This is a genomic window from Allobosea sp. AK1 (genome assembly GCF_006714945.1).
In the GTDB taxonomy this organism is placed as follows: domain Bacteria; phylum Pseudomonadota; class Alphaproteobacteria; order Rhizobiales; family Beijerinckiaceae; genus Allobosea; species Allobosea robiniae.
Genome location: NZ_VFMG01000001.1, coordinates 1705821 through 1729071 on the forward strand (window position 1 = coordinate 1705821; position 23251 = coordinate 1729071).

General features: G+C 62.6%; 25 protein-coding genes. 20 read left to right on the forward strand and 5 right to left on the reverse strand.

The annotated features are described in order from the left end of the window. The first annotated feature begins 34 nt into the window (after positions 1-34). The 4 genes from FHT98_RS08580 to FHT98_RS08595 all read left to right on the forward strand — a co-directional run bounded on the left by FHT98_RS08580 (position 35) and on the right by FHT98_RS08595 (position 3785). Positions 35-1042: an ABC transporter substrate-binding protein gene (locus FHT98_RS08580; RefSeq protein WP_162260132.1), complete on the forward strand. Its 1008-nt coding sequence runs from the start codon at positions 35-37 to the stop codon at positions 1040-1042. A 76-nt stretch (positions 1043-1118) separates the two neighbouring features. Further along, a complete protein-coding gene (locus tag FHT98_RS08585; RefSeq protein WP_082617615.1) occupies positions 1119-1925 on the forward strand; it encodes an ABC transporter ATP-binding protein in 807 nt (268 codons plus the stop codon). Further along, positions 1922-3010 (forward strand): ABC transporter permease, encoded by a 1089-nt coding sequence (locus tag FHT98_RS08590; protein WP_142113742.1) that lies wholly within the window; start codon positions 1922-1924, stop codon positions 3008-3010. The genes FHT98_RS08585 and FHT98_RS08590 overlap by 4 nt, the downstream gene beginning before the upstream one ends. 10 nt (positions 3011-3020) lie before the next feature. Further along, positions 3021-3785 carry an SDR family NAD(P)-dependent oxidoreductase gene (locus FHT98_RS08595; protein WP_061970340.1) on the forward strand — a complete coding sequence of 255 codons (765 nt, stop codon included), beginning with the start codon at positions 3021-3023 and terminating at the stop codon, positions 3783-3785. Positions 3786-3835: 50 nt separating this feature from the next. Here FHT98_RS08595 and pcaQ read toward each other — a convergent pair whose 3' ends face one another. Then, the gene (gene pcaQ, locus FHT98_RS08600) at positions 3836-4867 is read right to left on the reverse strand and encodes a pca operon transcription factor PcaQ (RefSeq protein WP_091856694.1); all 1032 of its coding nucleotides are present in this window, start codon (positions 4865-4867) and stop codon (positions 3836-3838) included. A gap of 98 nt (positions 4868-4965) precedes the next feature. On the opposite strand from pcaQ, the gene pcaD reads away from it, so the two are divergent. The 7 genes from pcaD (at position 4966) to FHT98_RS08635 (ending at position 10325) form a co-directional block, all read left to right on the forward strand. After that, positions 4966-5760: a 3-oxoadipate enol-lactonase gene (pcaD, locus tag FHT98_RS08605; RefSeq protein WP_142113744.1), complete on the forward strand. Its 795-nt coding sequence runs from the start codon at positions 4966-4968 to the stop codon at positions 5758-5760. Continuing rightward, the gene (gene pcaC, locus FHT98_RS08610; RefSeq protein WP_142113746.1) at positions 5753-6145 is read left to right on the forward strand and encodes a 4-carboxymuconolactone decarboxylase; all 393 of its coding nucleotides are present in this window, start codon (positions 5753-5755) and stop codon (positions 6143-6145) included. Before pcaD ends, pcaC begins: the two co-directional genes overlap by 8 nt. A gap of 131 nt (positions 6146-6276) precedes the next feature. Then, positions 6277-7020 carry a protocatechuate 3,4-dioxygenase subunit beta gene (pcaH, locus tag FHT98_RS08615; protein ID WP_142113748.1) on the forward strand — a complete coding sequence of 248 codons (744 nt, stop codon included), beginning with the start codon at positions 6277-6279 and terminating at the stop codon, positions 7018-7020. After that, positions 7020-7646 carry a protocatechuate 3,4-dioxygenase subunit alpha gene (gene pcaG, locus FHT98_RS08620; RefSeq protein ID WP_142113750.1) on the forward strand — a complete coding sequence of 209 codons (627 nt, stop codon included), beginning with the start codon at positions 7020-7022 and terminating at the stop codon, positions 7644-7646. Before pcaH ends, pcaG begins: the two co-directional genes overlap by 1 nt. A 56-nt stretch (positions 7647-7702) precedes the next feature. Then, complete coding sequence (gene pcaF / locus FHT98_RS08625; RefSeq protein WP_142113752.1) at positions 7703-8911, forward strand: 3-oxoadipyl-CoA thiolase; 1209 nt, start codon at positions 7703-7705, stop codon at positions 8909-8911. 41 nt (positions 8912-8952) lie between these two features. Beyond that, complete coding sequence (locus FHT98_RS08630) at positions 8953-9663, forward strand: CoA transferase subunit A (RefSeq protein ID WP_142113754.1); 711 nt, start codon at positions 8953-8955, stop codon at positions 9661-9663. Further along, positions 9663-10325: a 3-oxoacid CoA-transferase subunit B gene (locus tag FHT98_RS08635; RefSeq protein ID WP_142113756.1), complete on the forward strand. Its 663-nt coding sequence runs from the start codon at positions 9663-9665 to the stop codon at positions 10323-10325. The genes FHT98_RS08630 and FHT98_RS08635 overlap by 1 nt, the downstream gene beginning before the upstream one ends. Before the next feature lie 265 nt (positions 10326-10590). Here FHT98_RS08635 and FHT98_RS08640 read toward each other — a convergent pair whose 3' ends face one another. The 4 genes from FHT98_RS08640 to FHT98_RS08655 all read right to left on the reverse strand — a co-directional run bounded on the left by FHT98_RS08640 (position 10591) and on the right by FHT98_RS08655 (position 14185). Further along, positions 10591-11442, reverse strand: coding sequence for an alpha/beta fold hydrolase (locus FHT98_RS08640; RefSeq protein WP_061971538.1), 852 nt, complete (start codon positions 11440-11442; stop codon positions 10591-10593). 34 nt (positions 11443-11476) lie between these two features. Continuing rightward, positions 11477-12352 (reverse strand): alpha/beta fold hydrolase, encoded by an 876-nt coding sequence (locus FHT98_RS08645; protein ID WP_142113758.1) that lies wholly within the window; start codon positions 12350-12352, stop codon positions 11477-11479. 284 nt (positions 12353-12636) lie between these two features. Continuing rightward, the gene (locus tag FHT98_RS08650; protein ID WP_162260153.1) at positions 12637-13383 is read right to left on the reverse strand and encodes an IclR family transcriptional regulator; all 747 of its coding nucleotides are present in this window, start codon (positions 13381-13383) and stop codon (positions 12637-12639) included. A 28-nt stretch (positions 13384-13411) separates the two neighbouring features. Continuing rightward, positions 13412-14185, reverse strand: coding sequence for an IclR family transcriptional regulator (locus FHT98_RS08655; RefSeq protein ID WP_061971531.1), 774 nt, complete (start codon positions 14183-14185; stop codon positions 13412-13414). A gap of 116 nt (positions 14186-14301) precedes the next feature. Here FHT98_RS08655 and FHT98_RS08660 point away from each other — a divergent pair, with 116 nt between their 5' ends. The 9 genes from FHT98_RS08660 (at position 14302) to FHT98_RS08700 (ending at position 23240) form a co-directional block, all read left to right on the forward strand. After that, the gene (locus tag FHT98_RS08660; RefSeq protein ID WP_210244347.1) at positions 14302-15132 is read left to right on the forward strand and encodes a shikimate dehydrogenase family protein; all 831 of its coding nucleotides are present in this window, start codon (positions 14302-14304) and stop codon (positions 15130-15132) included. A 42-nt stretch (positions 15133-15174) separates the two neighbouring features. Further along, on the forward strand, positions 15175-15843 hold the full coding sequence (locus FHT98_RS08665; RefSeq protein WP_113584442.1) for an amino acid ABC transporter permease: 669 nt from the start codon (positions 15175-15177) through the stop codon (positions 15841-15843). Between the two features lie 7 nt (positions 15844-15850). Beyond that, complete coding sequence (locus FHT98_RS08670; protein WP_061971527.1) at positions 15851-16501, forward strand: amino acid ABC transporter permease; 651 nt, start codon at positions 15851-15853, stop codon at positions 16499-16501. 36 nt (positions 16502-16537) lie between these two features. Further along, a complete protein-coding gene (locus FHT98_RS08675) occupies positions 16538-17383 on the forward strand; it encodes a transporter substrate-binding domain-containing protein (RefSeq protein WP_185745102.1) in 846 nt (281 codons plus the stop codon). Positions 17384-17434: 51 nt separating this feature from the next. Beyond that, a complete protein-coding gene (locus FHT98_RS08680; RefSeq protein ID WP_142113760.1) occupies positions 17435-18205 on the forward strand; it encodes an amino acid ABC transporter ATP-binding protein in 771 nt (256 codons plus the stop codon). Between the two features lie 54 nt (positions 18206-18259). Then, entirely contained in the window at positions 18260-18727 is a 468-nt protein-coding gene (locus FHT98_RS08685) for a MaoC family dehydratase (RefSeq protein WP_142113761.1), read from the forward strand. Further along, positions 18727-20268, forward strand: coding sequence for an acyl CoA:acetate/3-ketoacid CoA transferase (locus tag FHT98_RS08690; protein WP_142113762.1), 1542 nt, complete (start codon positions 18727-18729; stop codon positions 20266-20268). The genes FHT98_RS08685 and FHT98_RS08690 overlap by 1 nt, the downstream gene beginning before the upstream one ends. A gap of 16 nt (positions 20269-20284) precedes the next feature. After that, entirely contained in the window at positions 20285-21271 is a 987-nt protein-coding gene (locus FHT98_RS08695) for an aldo/keto reductase (RefSeq protein ID WP_061971518.1), read from the forward strand. A gap of 61 nt (positions 21272-21332) precedes the next feature. After that, positions 21333-23240, forward strand: a complete 1908-nt coding sequence (locus FHT98_RS08700; RefSeq protein WP_142113763.1) for a bifunctional sugar phosphate isomerase/epimerase/4-hydroxyphenylpyruvate dioxygenase family protein — start codon at positions 21333-21335, stop codon at positions 23238-23240. Positions 23241-23251 lie beyond the last annotated feature (11 nt).

The window sequence follows — 23251 nt, forward strand, 5'->3', positions numbered from 1 at the left end:
GTTCGAAGCTCTCTGGCGCAGAATGTGCGCTGCCATGATTTTCGGTCTCGCCGGCGCTCCGGCTTTGGCACAGGCGCCAGCGCCGAAGCCGCTCGATCCGCCCCAGGCCGTGCGTGTCGCCTATGTGCCGATCATGAAATTCGCCACGGCCTATGTCGCCGAGGCGCGTGGGCTATTCAAGAAATATGGACTCGACGTCAAGCTGGATAGCGTCAAGTCCGGCACTGAGGCGATCGCCTTCCTCGACAAGGGATCGGTCGACGTTGGCGGCATCTCGATCGTGGCGTCGCTCTGGTCGGCCTGGAATCGCGGGCTCGACATCCGGGTGATCGCGCCAGGAGCGCTTGACCCGATGACGGACGGCCCGACCAAGCTGATCGTCCGCAAGGACCTGCTGGATTCGGGAGCGGTGAAGTCGGTCGCCGACCTCAAGGGCAAGCGGATCGCGGCGGCGGGTGGGCCGGGTAGCGGCGGCGAGTACTTCGTCAGCAAGGCGCTTGAGAGCGCCAAGCTCAGCCTGCGTGATGCGCAACTGCTGAACGTCGGCAATGCTGACATGCCGGCGGCGATGGAGGCGAAATCGGTCGACGCCGTGCTGACCTCCTCGCCCTACTCCGACCAGATCCTGAAAGCCGGCACCGGCAAACTGTTGATGCAGGACATCACGCCCGGCCTGATGACGGTCGCTTTCGTCGCCTCGGGCAAGTTCATCAAGGAGCGGCCCGAAGCGGCGGAGCGCTTCGTTCTGGCGATGACGGAAGCAGCCCGTCTTATGCAGGGCGCCGATTTCCTCGCTCAGCCCAATATGGACGGCTATCTGAAATACACAGCCTCCACGCCCGAGGCGATCAAGACCGGCGGCTCGGTGATCTTCGATCCCAATATGGCGATCCCGACCACTGGCCTCGCCGACATTGAGCGCGTGCATCGCGAGAACGGCCGCACCGAATACGACAAGCCCCTCGACATGGCGAAGGTCATCGACGGGCGTTTCGTCATGAAGGCCGTCGAGACCCTCGGCAAGGCGGCCGCCTCGAAGTGAGAGGCATGGCGGCCGTCATGCCTTCGCGGGCCTCGACAGATCGATGCAACACACCAACGAGCCCGGAGGTCGGCCGATGAGCGTCTCCATGCAGGCTGCAACTGCGCCGAAGATTGGAGCGCGCCACGTCAGCAAGCATTATCCGACCGCGGACGGCACCATGGTCGCGCTCGAGGATTTCTCCCTCGAAGTGGCCGATGGCGAGTTCGTCTGCATCGTCGGCCCTTCGGGCTGCGGCAAGTCGACCTTCCTGCGTATGGTTGCGGGACTGGAATCGATCTCGCTGGGTTCGATCGACATCCAGCCCGGACGCGAGCCGGGCCGGCCATTGAACAGTGTCGTCTTCCAGGAATATGCGATCTTTCCCTGGAAGACGCTGATCGAGAATGTCGCCTTCGGTCTGCAAATGCGCGGCGTCGGTCGCAAAGAACGGCTCGACCGGGCGCGCTACTGGCTCGACCGGGTCGGCCTCGGCAAATTCGCCGACTATTACCCGCACCAGATCTCGGGCGGCATGAAGCAGCGTGTCAGCATCATCCGGGCACTCGCCAACGACCCGGAGGTTCTGCTGATGGACGAACCGCTCGGTGCGCTGGACGCCCAGACGCGCGTCGTCATCCAGGAGGAATTGCTGCGGATCTGGGAGGAGACGCGCAAGACCGTGCTCTACATCACGCACAGCCTCGACGAGGCGGTGCTGCTCGGTGACCGCGTTATCCTGATGAGCGCCCAGCCCGGCCGGCATCTCGCCACCTTCAAGATAGAGCTGCCGCGCCCGCGCACGATCGCGATGACTAACTCACCCCGTTTTGCCGAATACCGGGCGCAGATTTGGGAGAAGCTCAGTGCCGAGGTGACGCGCGCCATGGAGGCGCAGCCATGACGGTTGTATCCGCCGACAACGCGGCTGCCGCCGGCAGTGCCGGGGCTATGCCACGTTCTCCGATAGCCCGCGGCGAAAGACGCGCCATCCTCTTGCTTGCCGGAGCGATGGTCGCATTGAACCTGGCGCTGGCGGCCGCCGGGCTCTGGGGCGACTTCGCCTGGCCTGCGATCGGGTCAAGCTTTGTCCTGCTCGTCCTGCTTTGCGAGCGCATAGGTCGGTTGGTCCCGGTCAAGCACAAAGGCGCCTACGAGCGTACTCTGGCGTTGGGTTTCCCGCTCGTCGTCCTCATGCTCTGGGAGCTTGCGGCCGATAGCGGTTTCATAAACCCGAACTGGTTTCCGCCGCCGAGCAAGATCGGCGTCGCGCTTTGGGATCTTAGCACTCGCTACGACCGCTTTTCGGGAACGACACTTCTCGGACGGCCCTGGCTGATGCCGGAGGCCTTTAGTCAGGACGGCTGGGCTGGCGTTTGGAAGCTCGCCGCAGAAAGCCACGTCCTCGCGACGGTGGGGCGCGTCCTGTTCGGCTTCGTGCTTGGAGCCATCCCGGGCGTGCTGGTCGGTGTGGTCATGGGTCTGAACCAGACCGTACGCCTGATGCTCGACACGACACTTTCGGCCATCTACGTGCTGCCGAAGATCGCGATCTTTCCGATTGTAATGCTGATGTTCGCCGACCCCTTCGGCGAGGCGCCGAAGATTCTTGTAGTCGGGCTTTCGGTCTTCATCCTGATGGCGATCAACACGATGGCGGCGGTGCGCGGCATAGACAACGTCTATTTGATGGCCGGAAAGAACTACGGCGCCAAGGGCTGGTCGATGCTGCGCCACGTCATTCTGCCCGGCGCAATGCCTGTGATCTTTTCAGGACTTCGTATAGCGCTCGGCACTGCGATGATTGTGATCATCTCGGTCGAGTTCGTGCGTGCCAAACAGGGCGTGGGATACATGACCTTCTACTACTGGGAGGTGCTCAATCCCGAGAAAATGTACGCCGGGCTCGTTGTCGTCATGGTTCTGGGGGTGTTGCTGACCTATGCGCTGCAGTGGCTGCAGCGCCGGCTGATGCCCTGGCAAAAGTAAGGATCAGGGGATGCAAGTTGCGCTTGTAACCGGCGGCGCTGGCGCCGTCGGGGCCGCGGCGGCGCGGATGCTGGCCGCCGATGGTTTTCACGTCGTGCTGGCCGATCGGGCCATCGATCGGGTGCAGGGCATCTGCAGCGAGATCGTCGACGCGGGCGGCGAAGCTGCCGCTGAGCCGGTCGACCTGCTGGAGAACGGCGCCGTCAATCGCCTGATCGACCGCTTGGCGGAACGGTTCGGTCGGCTTGATTGCGTCGTCAACAACGCCGGCATGACCGGAGCTCCACGCATCGGCGAAGTTGACCTTTCAGTGTGGAATGCCGTGCTCGCGCTCAACCTGACGGTGCCGATGCTTCTCGCCCAGGCCGCTCACCCGTTGATGAAGCGCAGTGGCGGCGGAAGCATCGTCAATGTTGCTTCGCGCGTTTACCTCGCCGGTACGGGGGTCGCGTATACCTCCAGTAAATCCGGGCTAATCGGGCTGACACGCGTGCTCGCCGTGCAACTCGGCCCGGACAACATCCGGGTCAACGCTGTCGCCCCGAGCTTCCTCAATACGCCCTTCAACGAGAAGATCGTCGCGGAAAACGCGGGGCTCGCTAGATCCTTTCGCAAGATGTCACCGCTGGGCCGGCTCGGTACGGCGGAGGATGTCGCCGGCGCGATCGCCTTCCTGGCGTCGCCGCGGGCAAGCTTCGTCACGGGCGACATCATCCATGTCTGTGGCGGGACGCAGTTGGCGCCACAGCCGACCGCGTTTGACGAAGCTGTGTGACGAGCAGCCGTTCAAGTTCGGGCCGGGGGCATCGCCTTGGTAAACGAGCCTTACGGCCCTCCCCGATTCCTGGCGGGCTTCGGAGAGTTGTCGCGCTTGTTCTGTCGGACCCGTGAGGCGTCGACGGAATGCGCAGAGGCGGCCCTGGCCCGCTCCGCAACAACGTCCCGCACCGCTGCCATGACCGGCTGGGCCGGAAAGGACAGGTCTGTATCGGTGCGGGTCGTCAGGCCGACCGGGCCGTTCGTGTCATTGGTGTCGACCGGCAGTAGCGCCAGCGCACCGCTCGCTACATCCTCCGCCACAACGCCTTCGGAAATGACCCAGATAGCATCCGTTCTAAGCAGATAGTTGCGTGCAAATGCGTCGGAGACCGTCTCGATCTCGCCCTGCGAAGGGTGGATCGAACGGGCGATGAAATAGCGCTCGACGATCGGGTGTATGACGGAGCCCGGTGGGGGGACGAGCAACTGGTAACGCCCAACATCCGCTATGTCCTGCTGCCCATGTGCCAGCAAGGGATGCGCAGGTCGCACTGCCAGCGCGATGCGTTCCGAGTAGAGGTATTCGAACGCGAGTCCGTGCATCGCCTCAGGCGAAGCCATTCGCCCGACCACGAGATCGATGTCGCCGAGACGCAGTTGCGAGAGCAGAACATCGTTCGACCCGGTGACGACGCGAAGCCTGATATTCGGGAGATGTCGCGACAGATTCGCCAATGCCGCCGGCAAAATCCGTGCTGATGCCGTCGGCAGTGCACCGACCGTAAAGGTGGCATGCTCGCCACCGGCATCTTGAGCGACGGTTCTGATGCCCTGCTTCAGCGCGACGAGGCTCGACGTCGCGTAACGCAAGAACATCTCGCCGATCGGCGTGAGCACCATCGACCGCCGTTTCGGCTCGAACAGGACGGTGCCCAAGAAATCCTCCAGCTCGTGAATCGTTTTCGAAACGGCTGGCTGGCTCAAGCCGATCGCGGACGCTGCCTTCACGGCGCTTCTCTGCCGGGCAACTTCGATGAAGCAGGACAGGTGCCGCAACTTAATGCGTCCGTCGAGCTGAAGCGATCTGCTCAGGCTCATTAGGATAACCTCTAGGTTATTTAAGAACTAGAAAAAGCCATTTAACATAAGAAAAAAAGCGTAGCATATAAGGTCATCGTCGACATGGGCGTTCCGATATGGCTTTCGCACGCATCAAGGGCCGGCTGGTACACTGGCGCGATTATGGTCCTCGCTGCGCGCCGTGCGTGGTGATGGTCAATTCGCTCGGGACAGATCTGAGGATCTGGGATGAAGTCTCCGCCGCGCTTTCAGCTCACTGGCGTGTGATTGGCTACGACAAGCGCGGGCATGGGCTTTCGGAAACTGACGCCGGCCCCTATTCGATCAGTGATTTGGCGAACGATCTCCTTGCCCTGATCGACCATCTTGATGTCGAGCGGTTCGCACTGGTCGGGCTTTCGATCGGCGGCATGATTGGACAGGTCCTGGGTTCTCGCTCCCCGCAGCGCCTGTCGGCGCTCGTCTTGGCGGACACCGCTCCAAAAGTGGGAACGCCCGACAGTTGGGGCGAGCGCATCCACGCAATCGAGCGCGGTGGCCTCGGGGCGATTGCCGACCCCGTCATGGAGAGGTGGTTCACACCAGGCTTTCGCGCCGCGCAGCCCGATCAGGTTTCGGGGTGGCGAAACGCCTTCGTCCTGCAATCGGCGGCCGGATATATCTCTACTTGCAACGCCCTGCAGACTGCCGATCTGAGCAGTCACGTTGCCGGAATATCCGTCCCGACGCTGGTCGTGGCTGGAGACAGCGACCTCGCCACGCCACCGGAACTCGTTGAGGCGATGGCACTGAAAATTCCACGAGCGCGCTTCGAACTCATCGAGAAGTGCGGTCATATTCCGCCGATTGAGCAGCCGGAGCTGCTGTCGAAGCTCGTATCTGGGCACCTCAAGGAACACGGCCATGGCTGATGCGCAAACCAAATTCGCCGCAGGCATGAGGACCCGACGATCGGTTCTGGGTGAGGGGTATGTCGATGCTGCAGTGGCGGCCACTGATGCGTTTACGGCGGACTTTCAGACACTGATCACCGAAAGCGCCTGGGGAAGCGTTTGGTCACGTGAGACGATCAGCAAACGCGAGCGCTCGATGTTGACCATCGCGCTGCTGGCCGCGCTTGGACATCACGACGAGGTCGCGATGCACGTGAGGGCTACGCGTCATACCGGCGCGAGCGCCGAAGATATCAAAGAGGCGCTACTGCATGTGGCCATTTATGCAGGCGTGCCGGCAGCCAATCATGCCTTCAAAATCGCCCGTGCGGCGCTCGCCGAAATCCATGACGAATCTGCATGATGATGTGTCGTGTCCTTGCCCGCCATTGAACCCTATCGCGGCGCGAATTGAGCAGGATCAAGGAGAGCGGATCGAATTCGCCGCCAGAGATTGAATACCGCAACAGCAGCTTCGAGGGAGGAAGCGCCGAGATGCGCAACGAAAATTCGACACATCAGGGCGGCTCCTTTTATCAGAGGGACCGCAGCTGGCATCCGCCGGCCTTTACGCCGACCTATAAGACCTCGGTGCTGCGATCGCCGCAGAAGGCCTTGCTGTCTCTCGGCAATACGATCTCGGAAATGACGGGCCCGGTCTTCGGCCACAACATGTTGGGGCAACTCGATAACGATCTGATCCTGAACTATGCTAAAACAGGCGAACCGATCGGCCCGCGCATCATCGTACACGGCCAGGTGCTGGACGAGGATGCGCGCCCCGTACGCGGCGCGCTGGTCGAGTTCTGGCAGGCCAATGCCGGCGGCCGTTATCGCCATAAGAAGGAAAGCTACCTCGCCGCCATCGATCCGAATTTCGGCGGCTGCGGGCGCACCATCACCGATGACGAGGGCCGCTACTGGTTCCGCACAATCAAGCCCGGCCCCTATCCCTGGCCGAACGGCGTCAATGACTGGCGCCCGGCGCATATCCATTTCTCGATCTTCGGCCACGCCTTCGCGCAGCGCCTGATCACCCAGATGTATTTCGAGGGCGACCCGATGATCTGGCAATGCCCGATCGTCTTGGGCATCCCGAGCCGCGAGGCGGTGGAGCAGCTGGTCGCTGCGCTCGACCGCGAGGCGACACTGCCGATGGACACGATGGCCTACAAATTCGACATCGTCCTGCGCGGCCGTCGCTCGACCCTGTTCGAGAACCGGATGGAGGGCAACTGATGGTCCAATCGCTCCGCCGCCTCAGGGAAAGCCCGTCGCAGACGGCCGGCCCCTACATCCATATCGGCGCCACGCCGAACTTCTCCGGCATCGAGGGCGTCTATCCGCACGATCTCGGCTCGCAGCCGCTCTCGCCGGAGGCGAAGGGCGAGCGCGTCCTCGTCACCGGCCGCATCTTCGACGGCTCGGGCATGCCCATCAAGGACGCGCTGATCGAGATCTGGCAGGCCGATGCGCAGGGGCTCTATCCCGGCCAGGGCGAGCACCGTGGCGAAGCCGATCCGCACTTCCCCGGCTGGTTCCGCCAACCCGTCGACGGCACGACCGGTGTCTACCGCTTTGAGACGATCAAGCCCGGCATCGTGCCCTATTTCGACGGCCGGCCGATGGCACCGCACATCACCTTCTGGATCGTGGCGCGCGGCATCAATCTCGGCCTGCATACGCGGCTCTATTTCGGCGACGAGGACAAGGCCAACGCGGCTGATCCGCTTCTCGCCCGCATCGAGCATCGCGTGCGCGTGCAGACACTGATCGCAACGCGCGGCGACGAGGACGGCATGCCGGTCTACACCTTCGACATCCGTCTGCAGGGCGAGAACGAGACCGTCTTCTTCGACATCTGAGAGCGGCCTCGGCCGCCTTCCCGACCCGAGCAGACAGCAAGCAGAGCAACGACGACATGACCGAAGCCTTCATCTGCGCCTATGTCCGTACCCCGATCGGCCGGTTCGGCGGCTCGCTTGCCGCCGTGCGGGCGGACGATCTCGGCGCGGTGCCGCTGAAGGCGCTGGTCGAGCGTCATCCGCAAGTCGATTTCGGCGCCGTCGACGATGTGATCTTCGGCTGCGCCAATCAGGCGGGCGAGGACAACCGCAATGTCGCACGCATGTCTCTGCTGCTTGCCGGCCTGCCCAAGGAAGTGCCGGGCACGACGATCAACCGGCTCTGCGGCTCCGGGATGGACGCGGTCATCGCAGCCGCGCGGGCGATCAAGGCGGGCGAGGCCGAGCTGATGATCGCCGGCGGCGTCGAGAGCATGTCGCGCGCGCCCTTCGTCATGCCCAAGGCCGACAGCGCCTTCTCGCGCCATGCCGAGATCCACGACACCACCATCGGCTGGCGCTTCGTCAACCCGCTGATGAAGGCGCAGTACGGCATCGATTCCATGCCGGAAACCGGCGAGAACGTCGCCGCCGACTGCCATGTCAGCCGCGCCGACCAGGACGCCTTCGCGCTCCGCTCGCAACTGAAGGCCGTCGCGGCGCAGCAGAACGGCCGTCTCGACAAGGAGATCGTCCCGGTGCTGATCCCGCAGCGCAAGGGCGATCCGATCCGCGTCGAGATCGACGAGCACCCGCGCGGCGATACCACGCTGGAGAAGCTCGCCAAGCTTGGCACCCCATTTCGCAAGGAAGGCGGCACCGTCACGGCCGGCAACGCGTCGGGCGTCAATGACGGCGCTGCGGCGCTGATCATCGCCTCGGAGAAGGCCGCCGCTAAATACGGGCTGACGCCGATCGCGCGCATCCTTGGCGGAGCGACCGGCGGCATCGCGCCGCGCGTCATGGGGCTCGGCCCGATCCCCGCCACGCGCAAGCTCTGCGAGCGGCTTGGCCTGAAGCCCACGGATTTCGACTTCGTCGAGCTGAACGAGGCCTTCGCCTCGCAGGGCATCGCGGTGCTGCGCGAGCTTGGCATCGCCGAGGACGGCGCGCATGTGAACCCGAATGGCGGTGCGATCGCGCTTGGCCACCCGCTCGGCATGTCCGGCGCCCGCATCACCGGCACGGCCGCGCTCGAACTGTCCCTGACCGGCAAGAGGCGCGCGCTCGCCACCATGTGCATCGGCGTCGGCCAGGGTATCGCAGTGGCGCTGGAACGCGCCTGAGCAATCGTTTCGAGTCCGAATCTGACCTGGGTTCCGCTACAATGACGCATAAGATTTTTGATGGCCCGGGCGCGGCGCTCGAAGGGCTGCTTTTCGATGGCATGACGATCATGTCCGGGGGCTTCGGCCTGTCGGGCAACCCCGAGAGCCTGATCCCGCAGATCCGTGATTCCGGCGTGAAGAACATCACCGTGATCTCGAACAATGCCGGCGCCGACGGCTTCGGCCTGTGGATGCTGCTGCAGACCCGCCAGATCCGGAAGATGATCGCGTCCTATGTCGGCGAGAACAAGCTGTTCGAGCAGCAGTACCTTGCCGGCGAGCTGGAGCTGGAGCTGAACCCGCAAGGTACGCTGGCCGAGCGCATCCGCGCCGGCGGCGCCGGGATCCCGGCTTTCTATACCCGGACCGGCGTCGGCACCGTCGTCGCCGAGGGCAAGCCGGTCGAGGAATTCGAAGGGCAGCTCTATGTCCGCGAAACCTGGCTGCGCGCCGACCTCGCCATCGTCAAGGCCTGGAAGGCCGATACCGCCGGCAATCTCGTCTATCGGAAGACCGCGCGGAACTTCAATCCGAACATGGCGACCGCCGGCAAGGTGACCGTGGCCGAGGTCGAGGAGATCGTGCCGGTCGGCTCGCTCGATCCGGAGGCGATCCACACGCCCGGCATCTATGTCGACCGCGTCATCAAGAGCACGATCAACGAGAAGAAGATCGAGAAGCTGACCGAGCGCAAGAGGGAGGCCGCCTGATGTCCTGGACCCGCGAAGAGATCGCAGCCCGCGCCGCCAAGGAGTTGAAGGACGGCTTCTACGTCAATCTCGGCATCGGCATCCCGACGCTGGTGGCGAACTACATTCCCGACGGCGTCAACGTCACCTTGCAGTCCGAGAACGGCCTGCTCGGCATCGGCCCCTTCCCCTATGAGGGCGAGGCCGATCCCGACCTGATCAATGCCGGCAAGCAGACCATCACCACCCTCCCGAGCTCGAGCTTCTTCTCCTCGGCCGACTCGTTCGCGATGATCCGCGGCGGTCATATCGACCTGACCATCCTCGGCGCCATGGAAGTGGCTGCGAATGGCGACATCGCCAACTGGACCATCCCCGGCAAGATGGTGAAGGGCATGGGCGGCGCGATGGATCTCGTCGCCGGCGTGAAGAAGGTCATCGTCGTGATGGAGCACGCCAACAAGGCGGGCGAATCCAAGGTGCTGGAGCGCTGCACCTTGCCGCTGACCGGTGCGGGCGTGGTCGACCTCATCGTCACCGATCTCTGCGTGATGAGCTGCGCCAAGGAAAACGGCGGCGGGCTGACCCTGGTCGAGCTCGCGCCAGGCGTCACGCTCGACGAGGTCAAGGCCAGGACCGGCGCACCCTTCACCGTCGCGCCAAGCCTCGCAAAGGCCGCGTGAGCGGCTCTATAGAAAGCTGTGCGAGGTTACCGACGGGGATGAAGCCCCACAGCCCGGCGCGGTGTACCTTCTTCGGCCTAAGGGCTCGCATTGAAGCTCAAGTGCATTGCCGGAGCAGCCGCCCGAATTTGCTTGGCAGCCACAAGTCTCAACTTCAGAAACATGTACATTGCAAAGCCGCTGTTGAATGCTGACAAGCCGCTCTGCTTGGACTCTGGCGCTTTTGCGTGCTCGGACGAGCGCGGAGCGAGGATGTCCAGCTGAGTCACGTCTCAAAAAATGAGAGAAGCCTCTTGGCAGTCTCCGCTGGCCGCTCTTCCGGCACCCAATGGCCGCAACCTGCGATGGATCCTCCTACAACGCTGGAAGCGAATTCCTTGAGCATGGGGATCATTTTTTCCCCATATCGGTGTTCCCCACCCAGAGCCATAACCGGGATCGTCAAGGGCGCCTTTTTCCAGGCGAGACCATTGGCGTGATCCAGAGGAAAGGCACGGTACCATTCGAGTGCGCCGCGGGTGTTTCCGACTTGCGCGAGAGCGCGAGCAAAAATCTCGATATCATGATGCTCGAATGCGCCGTGGTTGAAGGCTCTGTCCGATAAGAACGTTGAGACATACGTCAGCTCACGCCCCTGGATCAGCAATTCCGGCAAATCCCGTCGCATGTGAAATGCGAAGTGCCACACCTTTGGATCAGCGAAATTGGCTTCCCATTGACTCCAGCCGGGCATCGGAGCGTCCAGGATTGCGAGACGCGTCAAGGCCTCGCGGTGCTGGAATGCCAACGCAAGAGCAACCATGGCTCCGATATCGTGCCCACAGACGGCGTAACGGGCAAAGCCCAGCGATCTCATCGCGGCGTGTACGTCTGCCGCCATGGAAGCCTTGTCATACCCTGCTTGCGGCTTGTCTGAATGACCGGCACCTCGCAAATCGAGCGCGATCACCGTGTGGTGCTTGCTGAGTTCAGGCATGACCTTGTGCCATTCCCACCAAGTTTGGGGGAACCCATGCAAAAGAACGACAGGCGAACCCGATCCACCAATGACCGCGTGAAGCCCAACCTCACCCGCCATCACCATGCGATGTTCGAAACCTTCGAGCTTCGTGCTCATGGTCTCCTCCGTAGGTTCTAGTCGCAGCCTTGGATCAGCTCCTTGCGGAGCGTGATCTCCCGAGAAATTGCTTGATTGCGGCGGCCAGCTCGTGCGGCCTCTCCTCTGGCGGATAGTGGCCACATCGCTCGATCAGGACATCTTCGACATTGCTTGCGACCTGACGGATCGTCCGCGACGATGCATCGCCGTATCCCCAGTCGGCGCCCACAGCGAGAACCGGCATTTGTAGAGGCGTCTGCCCCCACGCCCGATTGTCTTCGCGATCAATCGGTATGGTTCGGTAATAGCTGAAGGAGCTACGCAGCGCACCCGGCCTGGCGAGCGCCTGCGCATAGTGTTCGATTTCAGAAGAGCCGACGGCATTTGCGTCGAACAAGCCGACCTTCTCACGCCGCATGAAATGGTCGACGAACAGAAACTCTCGCCCCCTGACCAGCTCTTCCGAGATGTCGCCTGCCATGTTGAAGCCGAAATGCCAGCTCCCACCTCTGGCAACATCCATGCCCGCTTCTTGGCCAAAGGCAGGGAGGCTGCTCTCAATGAACACGAGATGGCTCACTTCGTCCGGCCACTGGGCAGCGTACGCGAAGGCGACGTGTCCTCCCAAGTCATGACCGGCAATAGCGATGCGCGACAAACCGAGTGATTGAACAAATTCTCTTAGACGCGCGGAGACCGTCTTCTTGTCGAACCCGCTATCCGGCTTCGATGAGTAACCGAAGCCTGGCAGATCGGGCGCGATTACGTCGTGCTCATTGCAGAGAAGTGGCATGATTTTTCGCCAGGCGAACGACGTCTGTGGCCATCCGTGAAGCAACAGGATCGGAGTGCCTTGGCCCACGCGCGTGTAGGCAAAGCGCATATCACGGGTGCGAACAGAACCGAGGGTCTCCGCAGCGTGGCCCATTACCCTAATCTCATTTCAGCTCAGCCGGGCGCAGTACCGCACAATTCGTTCCTGCATGCAAACAAGATTATATCGAGTTCATGGATGAGAACAATCGGCTAGGACGCCAACATATGGGGAGAGTGGTCACGGCGGCGAAAACGCGTCATTCGGGGCCGAATGAGGCGACGCAGTAACGGCCCGGTCTGCTCATCGGAGCCGACCACAAACGAGCACGTTGAGAATTTAAGAGCGAGCTAGCGCATCCGCACGCGAGCAGACGTCAAGCGCCATCCCGGTCGGTATTAGGTAAGGCTGAACAAGGGGGAGGAAGCAGCCGCTGCGCCGAGTTCGTCGGCGCTGGCAAGTAGCCAGGGCGCAATTTCTGTCATGCGAGCAGGCGTCATTCGAATGGTCGGACCTGCTACACTGATCGTGCCGACAGGGGTTCCCACACCGCGCTTGCGGATCGCGGTAGCCATTGCAGATGTGCCTATCTCGTAAGCCTCCGTCACGCACGCATATCCGAGCTGGCGCGTCCGCTCTATCTGCGTAAGCAGCTGCTCGATGGTGGCCGGAGCATTTGGACCGAGTCCAGATCGATGCAAACCCTGTTTCTCGACGACAATTTTCACTTGCTCGTCGCTGAGGTTCGCTAACCAGGCCTGGCCATTGGCTGTGGCCGCAAGATAAACTTCCGGCTCGGTGTGTGGGACATAGAACAGGCCGCTTTGCGTACTTTGAGATTTGGCTACCCAGGTCAAATGATCACTTTCGACGACGGCCAGCCGCACCAATTCTCCTGTTCGTTTGGCGAGGTCATCGAGAATCGGCTGAACAAGGTCGGTTATGCCGCTGGTGCCGAGATAGGCCAAGCCGAGAGCAGCGAGCTTCACGCTCAAATTCACGGTGCCGTCCGCCGAGCGAAAGAGGAAGCCACCATCGACCAGGCCCTGAACGGCTCGTTCAGCAGCTGCCGCCGGGATTTTTAATCTGTGGGCGAGGTCTCGCAATGGCAAGCCAGCGGGACATTGCGCCAATGTTTCGAGCATTCCTAAGGCTCGGATACGACTAGACATGTCAATGCGCCGGTTCAGAGAAAATGGGTAGTCCTGTGCCGGCCTTGGCGATGGCGCTGGCTGCGCCGCGCAGGGAGGGCAGGATCTGATCCATTGCTTCGCTAGTCATGCGTATGACGGGCCCGGCGACACTGATTGTACCTATGGGGCGTTGCGTTGCTTCGTCGAAGATGGCGACGGCGATCGCGGAAGTTCCCGGCTCGTAGGTTTCGAAGATTTTGGCATAGCCGAGTTCACGCGCGGCATCGACAAAGATCAACAGGTCTCGCATGGATCGTGGCGCGTTCGGTCCATACCCCTCACGCTTCAATCCCTGCTTGGCAGCGAGTTGCAACACCTCGTCCTCGTCAAGGCATGAAAGCCAAGCATGGCCGTTCGAGGTTGCGGCCAGATAGACCTCTGCTCCTTCATCGGGGTTGTACAGAAGCCCACGCCTCGCGCCCTGCGCCTTCGCGACGCGGATGAGTTTTCGGTCATGGATGACGGCCAGCGTAACCAGTTCGCCGGTCTTGTCAGCGAGTCCGTCGAGGAGCGGCTGGATCCTGGTGGTAATACCGGTGGACGCCAGATGACTGAAGCCTAGGGCCACGATCTTTGCGGTTAGGCGGTAGGCCCCGCCATCGAACTCTTGGCGGACGTAACCTTCGTCTTTGAGGTCCGCGAGAAGGCGGTGCGTGGCACTTCGAGGGATGGCCAAAGTGTCGGCCACAGCCATGAGCGGCAGCCCGCCAGCGTGGCGCGACAACAAGTCGATGATCGCAATCGCCCGATCCATGGTGCCTCCGTTCCAATTGGACACTATTCGATTTGGAACGGAGTGTCACCGTTCTTGACGAATGTGGAATTATGAGATTTATGGAACGAATTCCATTTTCTTTACGGACCTCACGCTTGGCAGATGCCCTTCTCCCGACCAGCGAGCCTTCCGCGGCGAAGGCGATCAGCGGCAGAACGCGGCTTTTCGCTGTGCTTGGCGACCCTGTGGCCCAAGTCATGGCGCCGGCGATGATGAACCAGCTCTTTGTTGAGCGGGGCGTGGACGCAGTGCTGATCCCTGTGGAGGTATCAGCATTGTCGTTGGCGGCAGTCGTCAATGGGCTGAAACAGATCGACAACCTCGACGGGCTCCTCGTCACCGTCCCTCATAAGCGCAGCGTCCACGAGCAGGCGGACATGTTGAGCGGCACCGCTCGGCTGGCGGGGTCGGTCAACGCCATGCGGCGCGAGGCTGACGGCACGTGGTTCGGGGATAACTTCGACGGCGAGGGCTTCGTACGCGGGCTGGAGCGGGCTGACCGCTCGATCGCGGGCAAGCGTTTCACGGTTGTTGGCGCCGGCGGGGCGGGTGTCTCGATCGCGGCCGCCATCCTTCGGGCGCAGGCCGCGAGCATCACGATCGTCGATATAGACCGCGCAAGTGCGGAAACGCTCGCGAGCCGCCTCGACGAGAGGTGGCCCGGGCTTGCTCAGGTCGCGGATGTTCCCGATGCAGCAAGCGATGTGGTGGTGAACGCAACGCCGCTCGGTTTGGGCGGCAATGATCCGCTGCCTTTCGAGCTGAATGATCTGCGTTCCGAATGCCTTGTCGCCGACATCATCATGAAGCCGGCCGAAACGCGCCTTCTCCGTGAGGCCGCTGCGCAGGGTTTCGCCACGCACCCGGGGCTTCCCATGCTGAGCGAGCAGATCCCTCTTTACCGGGAGTTTTTCCGGATCCCCTGAACCAACGACCTTGGCAGAAGACCAGGGCGCCTGGAGGAAACCTTGACGTATCAGTTCGATTTTTCAGTCCTACTTCCGTACTGGGAGCAATTGCTGCGAGGTTGCTGGCTGACAGTCCTGCTGTCGGCCATCTCGATCTCGGCGGGGCTCGTGATCGGAATCCTGACGGCACTCGCCAAGCAAAGCCGCTTCGCAGGGGCTCGGATCGCGGCCAGCACCTATGTCGAGATCATCCGGAACACGCCGTTCCTGGTGCAGGTCTTCTTCATCTTTTTTGGCCTGCCGGCTCTCGGCATCAGCTTTCAGCCCTGGAGCGCAGCCATCTTGGCGCTGAGCCTCAATTGCGGAGCGTTTTCGGCGGAGGTTATTCGTGGTGGAATCGATGCTATTGCGCGCGGACAGTATGAGGCCGGCACCGCCCTCGGCCTGAAGCCACTGCAAATCTTCCGTCACATCATCTTGAAGCCGGCCCTGCGGATCATTTTCCCAGCATTATCCGGCCAGTTTGTCCTGACGCTCCTCACGACCAGCATTGTCTCTTCGATTTCTGCCGAGGAACTCACTTCGATCGCCCAGTCGATCGACACGATGACGTTCCGAAGCTTCGAAATCTACATCGTTGCAACGATTCTCTACCTCACGATGTCGTTCGCCTTCGCAACGTTGTTCAAGCTGATCGACCGTCTCTATTTCTCTTATCCCGTGAAGTGAGGACGGCATGATCAGAGAATTCGGTCTGTCGGAAGCACTCGCCATCCTGTCGGGCGTTCAGTCGACAATTCTCCTATCGCTTATCGCCTTCGCGGGGGGCGGAGTAGTCGGGCTGGCGATCGCATTGATGCGCACTTCGGAGCGCGCTTGGCTGCGCCGCTGTGCCGGCTTCTACATCGATTTCTTTCAAGGCACGCCGCTGCTCATGCAGCTGTTCCTGGTGTTCTACGGATTGCCGGTTCTCGGATACAAGGTGAACCCTTGGGTCGCGGTGACCATCGGCTTCACCTTGCATGCCAGTGCATTCCTCGGCGAGGTCTGGCGTGGCAGCATCCAAGCCGTGCCGCGCGGACAGAGCGAAGCCGCCTATGCGCTGGGCCTGAGCTACGTCTCTCGCATGCGCAACGTCGTCCTGCCGCAAGCCATGCGGATCTCAGTGGCGCCGACGGTCGGCTTCATGGTGCAGCTGATCAAGGGCACCTCACTCGCGGCGATTATCGGCTTCGTCGAACTCTCGCGCGCTGCTCAGATCATCGCCAGCGCGACCTACAAACCGCTGCTCGCCTACGGCTGCGCCGCAATCGTCTACTTCCTTCTCTGCTTCCCGCTTTCACGCCTGAGCATGCGCCTCGAGAAGCGCTTCGCCGTGAAATCCTGAAGACCACACCAAAAGACCAACTGGAGGAACATGCCTATGAAGTGGGTTGAATCATTCCGTCGCACCGCAGTGGCTTCGGCCATGTTCGTCCTCGCAACTTCTGCTGTCGTCGGCGCAGCGGCCGCACAGACGGTCGACTCGATCAAAAAAGGGGGCGTGCTTAAGATTGGATCGCAGGTCTCCCAGGTCCCGTGGGGCTTCAGCGATGCCTCCGGCAAGCTCACCGGCTTCGACATCGAGCTTGGTGAGATGCTGGCCAAGGACCTCGGCGTGAAGGCCGAAGTCACGCCGGTTACATCGAGCAATCGCGTCGCGGCGCTGCTCACTGGCCAGGTCGACGTTCTGGCCGCTGTGATGGGCATCTTCGCGGATCGCCAGAAGGTCGTGCTGTTCGCGCGGCCCTACACCACCAACGACACAATCTACATTGGCAAGGTTGGTGCCGACATCAAGGGATGGAACGACCTGAAGGGCGTCCGTGTCGGCGTTCCACGCGGCACGCCACAGGACATCGCCATCACGAAGGCGGCGCCGGCCGGCGCGACCATCCAGCGCTTCGACGACGATGCTGCAACCGTCCAGGCGCTTATTGCGGGACAGGTCGACATGATTGGCGGCGCCGCGACGCAGGTGCCGAATATCGCTCAGGTCGCCGGACCAGGAAAGTTTGAGCAGAAGTTCGTCGTTGCCCGCGCCTACAACGCCTTCGCGGTGCGACCGGCGTCGCGGGAATGGGCCGGTTACCTCAGTGATTTCGTTGCCCGGAAGCTCGCGAGCGGCGAATTGCCAGCCCTCTACAAGAAGTGGATCGGCGGCGAGCTCGCTCAGATGCCCACGACCGGTGAGGGCGAGGCCGCCCTACCGATTTCGGTGGTGCAGTAACTGGCGCGCGGGCGGCGTTGCGCCGCCCGCCACTTTCCCATGAGCACACACATGTCAGACCAGCAACTCCGCGCGGATAATTCCACTCAGTCCCCCATCGTAGACATCAGCGGGGTTCAGAAGTGGTTCGGCACATTCCAGGTCCTGAAGGACATCGCGCTGACGGTCGCGCGCGGCGAACGCATCGTGATCTGCGGGCCTTCCGGGTCGGGAAAGTCGACGCTGATCCGCTGCATCAATAGCCTTGAGCGCTACCAGGAAGGCCGGCTCGTCGTCGATGGTTACGACCTTGGGGCGGGGCAGAAGAACATCGACGCCGTCCGCGCCGAGGTCGGCATGGTCTTTCAGCAGTTCAATCTCTTTCCGCACCTCACGGTGAAAGAGAACTGCATGCTGGCGCCGATGAAGGTTCGTGGGACGTCGAAGAAGGACGCCCAGGAACTCGCGATGCGCTTTCTCACGCGCGTTCGCATTGGTGATCAGGCCGAGAAGTACCCAGCCCAGCTATCCGGCGGTCAGCAACAGCGTGTGGCCATCGCGCGGGCCTTGTGCATGACGCCGAAGCTCATGCTCTTCGACGAGCCAACGTCCGCCTTGGACCCCGAAATGGTCAAGGAGGTGCTCGACACGATGGTCAGCCTCGCCGACGAGGGCATGACCATGCTGTGTGTGACACACGAAATGGGCTTTGCCCGGAAGGTCGCGGATCGCGTGATCTTCATGGACCGCGGCGAGATCATCGAGATCGGCAAGCCGGAGCCCTTCTTCGCCAACCCGCAAAACCCGCGCACCCAGGCCTTCCTCGGGCAGCTCCTGCACTGAGCAGGTGGCGGCAAAGCACCCGCCTCGGAATGAAATCCAAAGGATCAAGCCATCATGCTTCCGGGCAAATTCTACGAAGAAATTCAGATTGGCGAAGAGCGGCTGACTCCGCGCGTCACCGTAACCGAAGGGCATGTTCTGGCTTACGCCGGCGTCGCCGGTGACTTCTCTCCGATCCATATGGACGAGATTTATGCCCAATCGACAGTTTTCGGGGGCCGCATCGCACACGGGTTGATGGGGCTGTCCCTGACCGATGGCATGAAGGTGCAGTCAGGCTTCTTCCATGACGGCATCGCCCTCGGCTGGACTTGGAACTTCAAGCGGCCGATCCGGATCGGCGACACATTGCAGGTCAAGTTCAGGATCGCGGATATGCGCATCCCCAGGAGCCGCAGCGATATGGGCATCCTGACCATCGCCATCGAGCTCCTCAACCAGCATGGCGAGGTGGTTCAGGAAGGCGAGCACCGGCTGATGGTGCCACGCAAGCCGGACGCAGCGCCGGCGGAGGCCATCTGATGGCCCGCGACAAGTTCAGGACGGCTGACCAGGCCGTCGCGCTCATCAAGGACAGCGATACCGTCGCGTTGATCGGGGGCGGTGGCGGCCTGATGGAGGCGACGCATACTTTCCGCGCCGTCTCGCGCCGTTTCCTCTCGACCGGCTACCCGCGCAACCTCACCGTGCTGCACGCACTCGGGATCGGCGACAAGAAGACCGAGGGCATGAACCACTTCGCCCATGAGGGGCTAGTGAAGCGCGTCATCGGCGGCCATTGGGTCTGGTCGCCGAAGATGCAGGAGATGGCGCGCGACGAGAAGATAGAGGCCTATGTCCTGCCGAGCGGCTGCGTGATGCAGCTGTATCGCGAGATCGGCGGGCAGCGGCCGGGCCTGTTCACCCATGTCGGTCTTGGCACCTTTGTCGACCCGCGCCACCAGGGCGGAAAGATGAATGCCTCTGCGAAAGAGGACTTGGTCGAAGTCGTCAACCTCGGCGGACAGGAACTGCTTTGGTACAAATCCTTCCCGATCAACGTCGCGATCATCCGCGGTTCCTTCGGCGACGCAGCCGGCAATATCAGTCTGGATCAGGAAGCGGCGAATGTGGATGTCTATGCCGCGGCTCTCGCGGCCCATAATTCCGGCGGCATCGTCATCGCGCAGGTTCGTACGGCGGTCGATGTAAACTCGCTTCCGGCGCGCTCGGTCCGAGTCCCCGGAGCCATCGTCGATGCCGTCGTGGTCGATCCCGACCAGCGCATGAGCTACGACCTGCCTTACGACCCGCTCATCTCCGGCGAGCGCCGCGGCCCGACGCCGCTCGATCCGCCCGAGCCGCTCAACATCCGCTCTCTGATCGCGCGACGCGCCTATCAAGAGCTGACCGAAGGCGACGTGATCAATTTCGGCGTTGGCATCGGCGAGGGTGTTGCCAAGATGGTCGCCGAGCGCGGCGAAGTCGGGCGCTATTACCAGACCATCGAGCACGGGACTTATGGCGGCGCGCTGCTGGTTGGCCTGCTCTTCGGCTTTGCCCGCAGCGCCTCGGCCATGATCGACGGGCCGTCCCAGTTCGATTTCTACGCCGGCGGCGGTCTCGACACCGCATTCCTCGGCTTTGGCGAGTTGGATGAGGCCGGCGACGTCAACGTCTCGAAGCTCGGCGGGCTGACCGTCGGGCCCGGCGGCTTCATGGACATCGCTCAGAATGCCAAGAAGGTCGTGTTCTGCGGCACCTTCGACACCAAGGGCAGCAGATTGGAGGTCGGCGGCGGCAAGCTCGCAATTGCGCAGCACGGCTCGGTGCGGAAGCTCGTCAGCAAGGTCGAGCAGATTACATATTCAGGCAAGCAGGCGCTCAAGCGCGGCCATAAGGCGGTGTTCGTAACCGAGCGGGCAGTGTTCAATCTGGAGAATGAGGGCCTCGTTTTGAGCGAAGTCGCGCCTGGCGTCGACATCCGCCGCGACATCCTCGAACGGATGGATTTCATGCCCCTCATCCCGCGCGATCCTCAGGTCATGGATAGCGCAATTTTCTCGGAATTATCCGGCCTCTGAGCCGCGCGAGGATAGTATGGAATATCGGAATCTAGGCCGGACCGGCTTGAAGGTCTCGCGCATCGCGCTAGGCTGCATGAGCTATGGAGATCCGACGCGCGGCAACCATAGTTGGGTGATGAACGAGGATGAAGGGCGCCCCTTCATTCGCAAGGCACTGGAAGCCGGCATCAACTTCTTCGACACCGCGAATGTCTACTCCGATGGCGCTAGCGAGGAGGTTCTCGGCCGCGCCATCCGCGACTTCACCACACGAGAAGCCGTGGTAATCGCCACCAAGGTCTATGGCCCCATGCGTCCCGACGCGAACGGTCATGGCCTATCGCGAAAGGCGATCTTCGCAGAGATCGATGCCAGCCTTAGGCGTCTGGGTACCGACTACATCGATCTCTATCAAATTCACCGCTGGGACTATGAAACGCCCATCGAGGAGACGCTTGAGGCGCTGAGCGACGTGGTTCGGGCCGGCAAGGCCCGTTATCTAGGAGCGTCTTCCATGCACGCTTGGCAATTCATGAAGGCGCTCGGCCTCCAGCGCCAGCATGGCTGGGCGCCTTTCGTCTCCATGCAGAACCATCTCAACCTTCTCTACCGCGAGGAGGAGCGTGAGATGCTGCCGCTATGCCGGTCCGAGGGAGTTGGTGTCGTGCCTTGGTCCCCCTTGGCGCGAGGCCGTTTGACGCGTCCCTGGCAGGACGAACCGGCAACCGCGCGCGCCGCGACGGACGAAGTGGGTAAGGGCTTCTACGACAAGGCCAAGGATGCCGACCGTTTGGTAGTCCAACGCGTTGGGGAAGTCGCAGAGCGTCTTGGCGCACCACGCGCTCAGGTGGCTCTCGCCTGGCTGCTGCAGAAGGAGGGTGTGTCGGCACCTCTGGTCGGTGCGACCAAGATGGCGCAGCTCGATGATGCCCTCGCAGCGCTTCAGCTCAAACTTCCGGATGATGAAATCGCCTCACTGGAGGAGCCTTACGCGCCGCATCAGGTCTCCGCCTTCGTGTGAAAGCGATAGCCCTGCCCGGAACTGCTGCGGGCAACGATGTGCCAGTTCGGGAAGGACAACCATGTTACCGTCGATCGCCACCGTCTGCGTTTCCGGCACGCTTCAGGAGAAGCTGGAGGCCATCGCCGCCGCCGGCTTCACGGCGGTGGAGATCTTCGAGAACGACCTGATCGCCTTCCCCGGCTCGCCCACGGAAATCCGGCGCATCTGTGCCGATCTCGGGCTGACCATCGTGACCTGTCAGCCCTTCCGCGATTTCGAGGGCATGCCGGAGGGCCGCCGCCAGCGCGTCTTCGACCGGGCTGAGCGCAAGTTCGACCTGCTGCAGGAACTGGGCACGGACCTCCTCTTCGTCTGTTCCAGCGTCTCGCCCGAGGCGCTGCCGGGTATCGACAGGCTCGCCGCCGATTTCGCCGAGCTCGGGGAGCGGGCCAGCCGGCGCGGCCTTCGCGTCGGCTATGAGGCGCTGGCCTGGGGGCGGCATGTCTTCGACTATCGTGACGCCTGGGAGATCGTGCGCCGCGCCAACCGGCCGGAAGTCGGCATCGTGCTCGATTCCTTCCATATCCTGGCGCGCGGGCTCGACCTCGCGGCGATCGGCACGATCCCGCGCGACAAGATTTCGATGGTCCAGATGGCCGATGCGCCGCTGCTGCAGATGGACCCGCTCTCCTGGAGCCGGCATTGGCGCTGCCTGCCCGGCCAGGGCGACCTCGATCTCTCCGGCTTCATGCGCGCGCTGACCGCGACCGGCTATGACGGCGTGCTCTCGCTGGAGATCTTCAACGATCGCTTCCGCGCCGGTTCCGCGCGTTCCGTCGCGCTCGACGGCCATCGCTCGCTGATCTGGCTGCTCGACGAGACCGCGCGGCAGACGGCCACGCCGGTGCCCGGCGCGGTGCCGATGCCGCCGCCGGCCCCGGTCGAGGCGGTCGAGTTCATCGAGTTCACGGTGTCGGAGGCCGAACGGCCCGGTTTCGAGAAGCTGCTGCGCGCGCTCGGCTTCGCGCGTTCAGGCGCGCATCGCTCCAAGGATGTCGATCTCTGGCGCCAGGGCGATATCCGCATCGTGCTGAACAGCGAGGCCGACGGCTTCGCCCATAGCTACCAGATCACGCATGGCACCTCGGTCTGCGCGCTGGCCCTGCGCGTGCCGGATGCGCAGGCCGCGATCGCCCGCGCCAAGGCCTTGCTCGACGTGCCCCATGCCGGCGCGATCGGGCCGGACGAGCTCGACATCCCCGCCGTGCGCGGCCTCGGCGGCAGCTTGCTCTATTTCCTCGACAAGGCTTCGGCGCTGGGCCGCTGGGCCGAGGTCGATTTCGAGGCGACAGGCGAAGCTTCGGACAATGCCGGGCTCACCGGCGTCGACCATGTCTCGCAGAGCATGCAGTACGAGGAGATGCTGACCTGGCTCTTGTTCTATTCCTCGCTGTTCGATACCCGGAAGACGCCGAGCCAGGCCGTGCTCGACCCCGGCGGCGTGGTTCAGAGCCAGGTGATCGAGAGCGGGCTCGACGGCAGGAACGGCCATGGCTTGAGGCTCATCCTCAACGGCTCGCAGAGCCACCGCACGCTCTCGGCCCGCTTCATCACCGATTTCTTCGGTTCGGGCGTGCAGCATATCGCCTTCGCGACCGACGACATCACCGCGACGGTCAAGCGGCTGGTTGCGAATAGCGTCGCCATGCTACCCATCCCCGAGAACTACTATGACGACCTCGAAGCCCGCTCCGACCTGACGGCGCAGGAGATCGACGCGATGAAGGCGCTGAACATCCTCCATGACAGCGATGCCGGCGGCGCCTTCCGTCAGGCCTATACGCAGACGCTGGATGGCGGGCTGTTCTTCGAGATCGTCCAGCGCGATGGCTATGCCGGCTATGGCGCCGCCAATGCCGGCATCCGGCTCACCGCGCAATCCAGGCTTGCGCGCCCGATCAGCGTTCCCGCGCCGAGCCATGGCTGAGGAGAGATAAG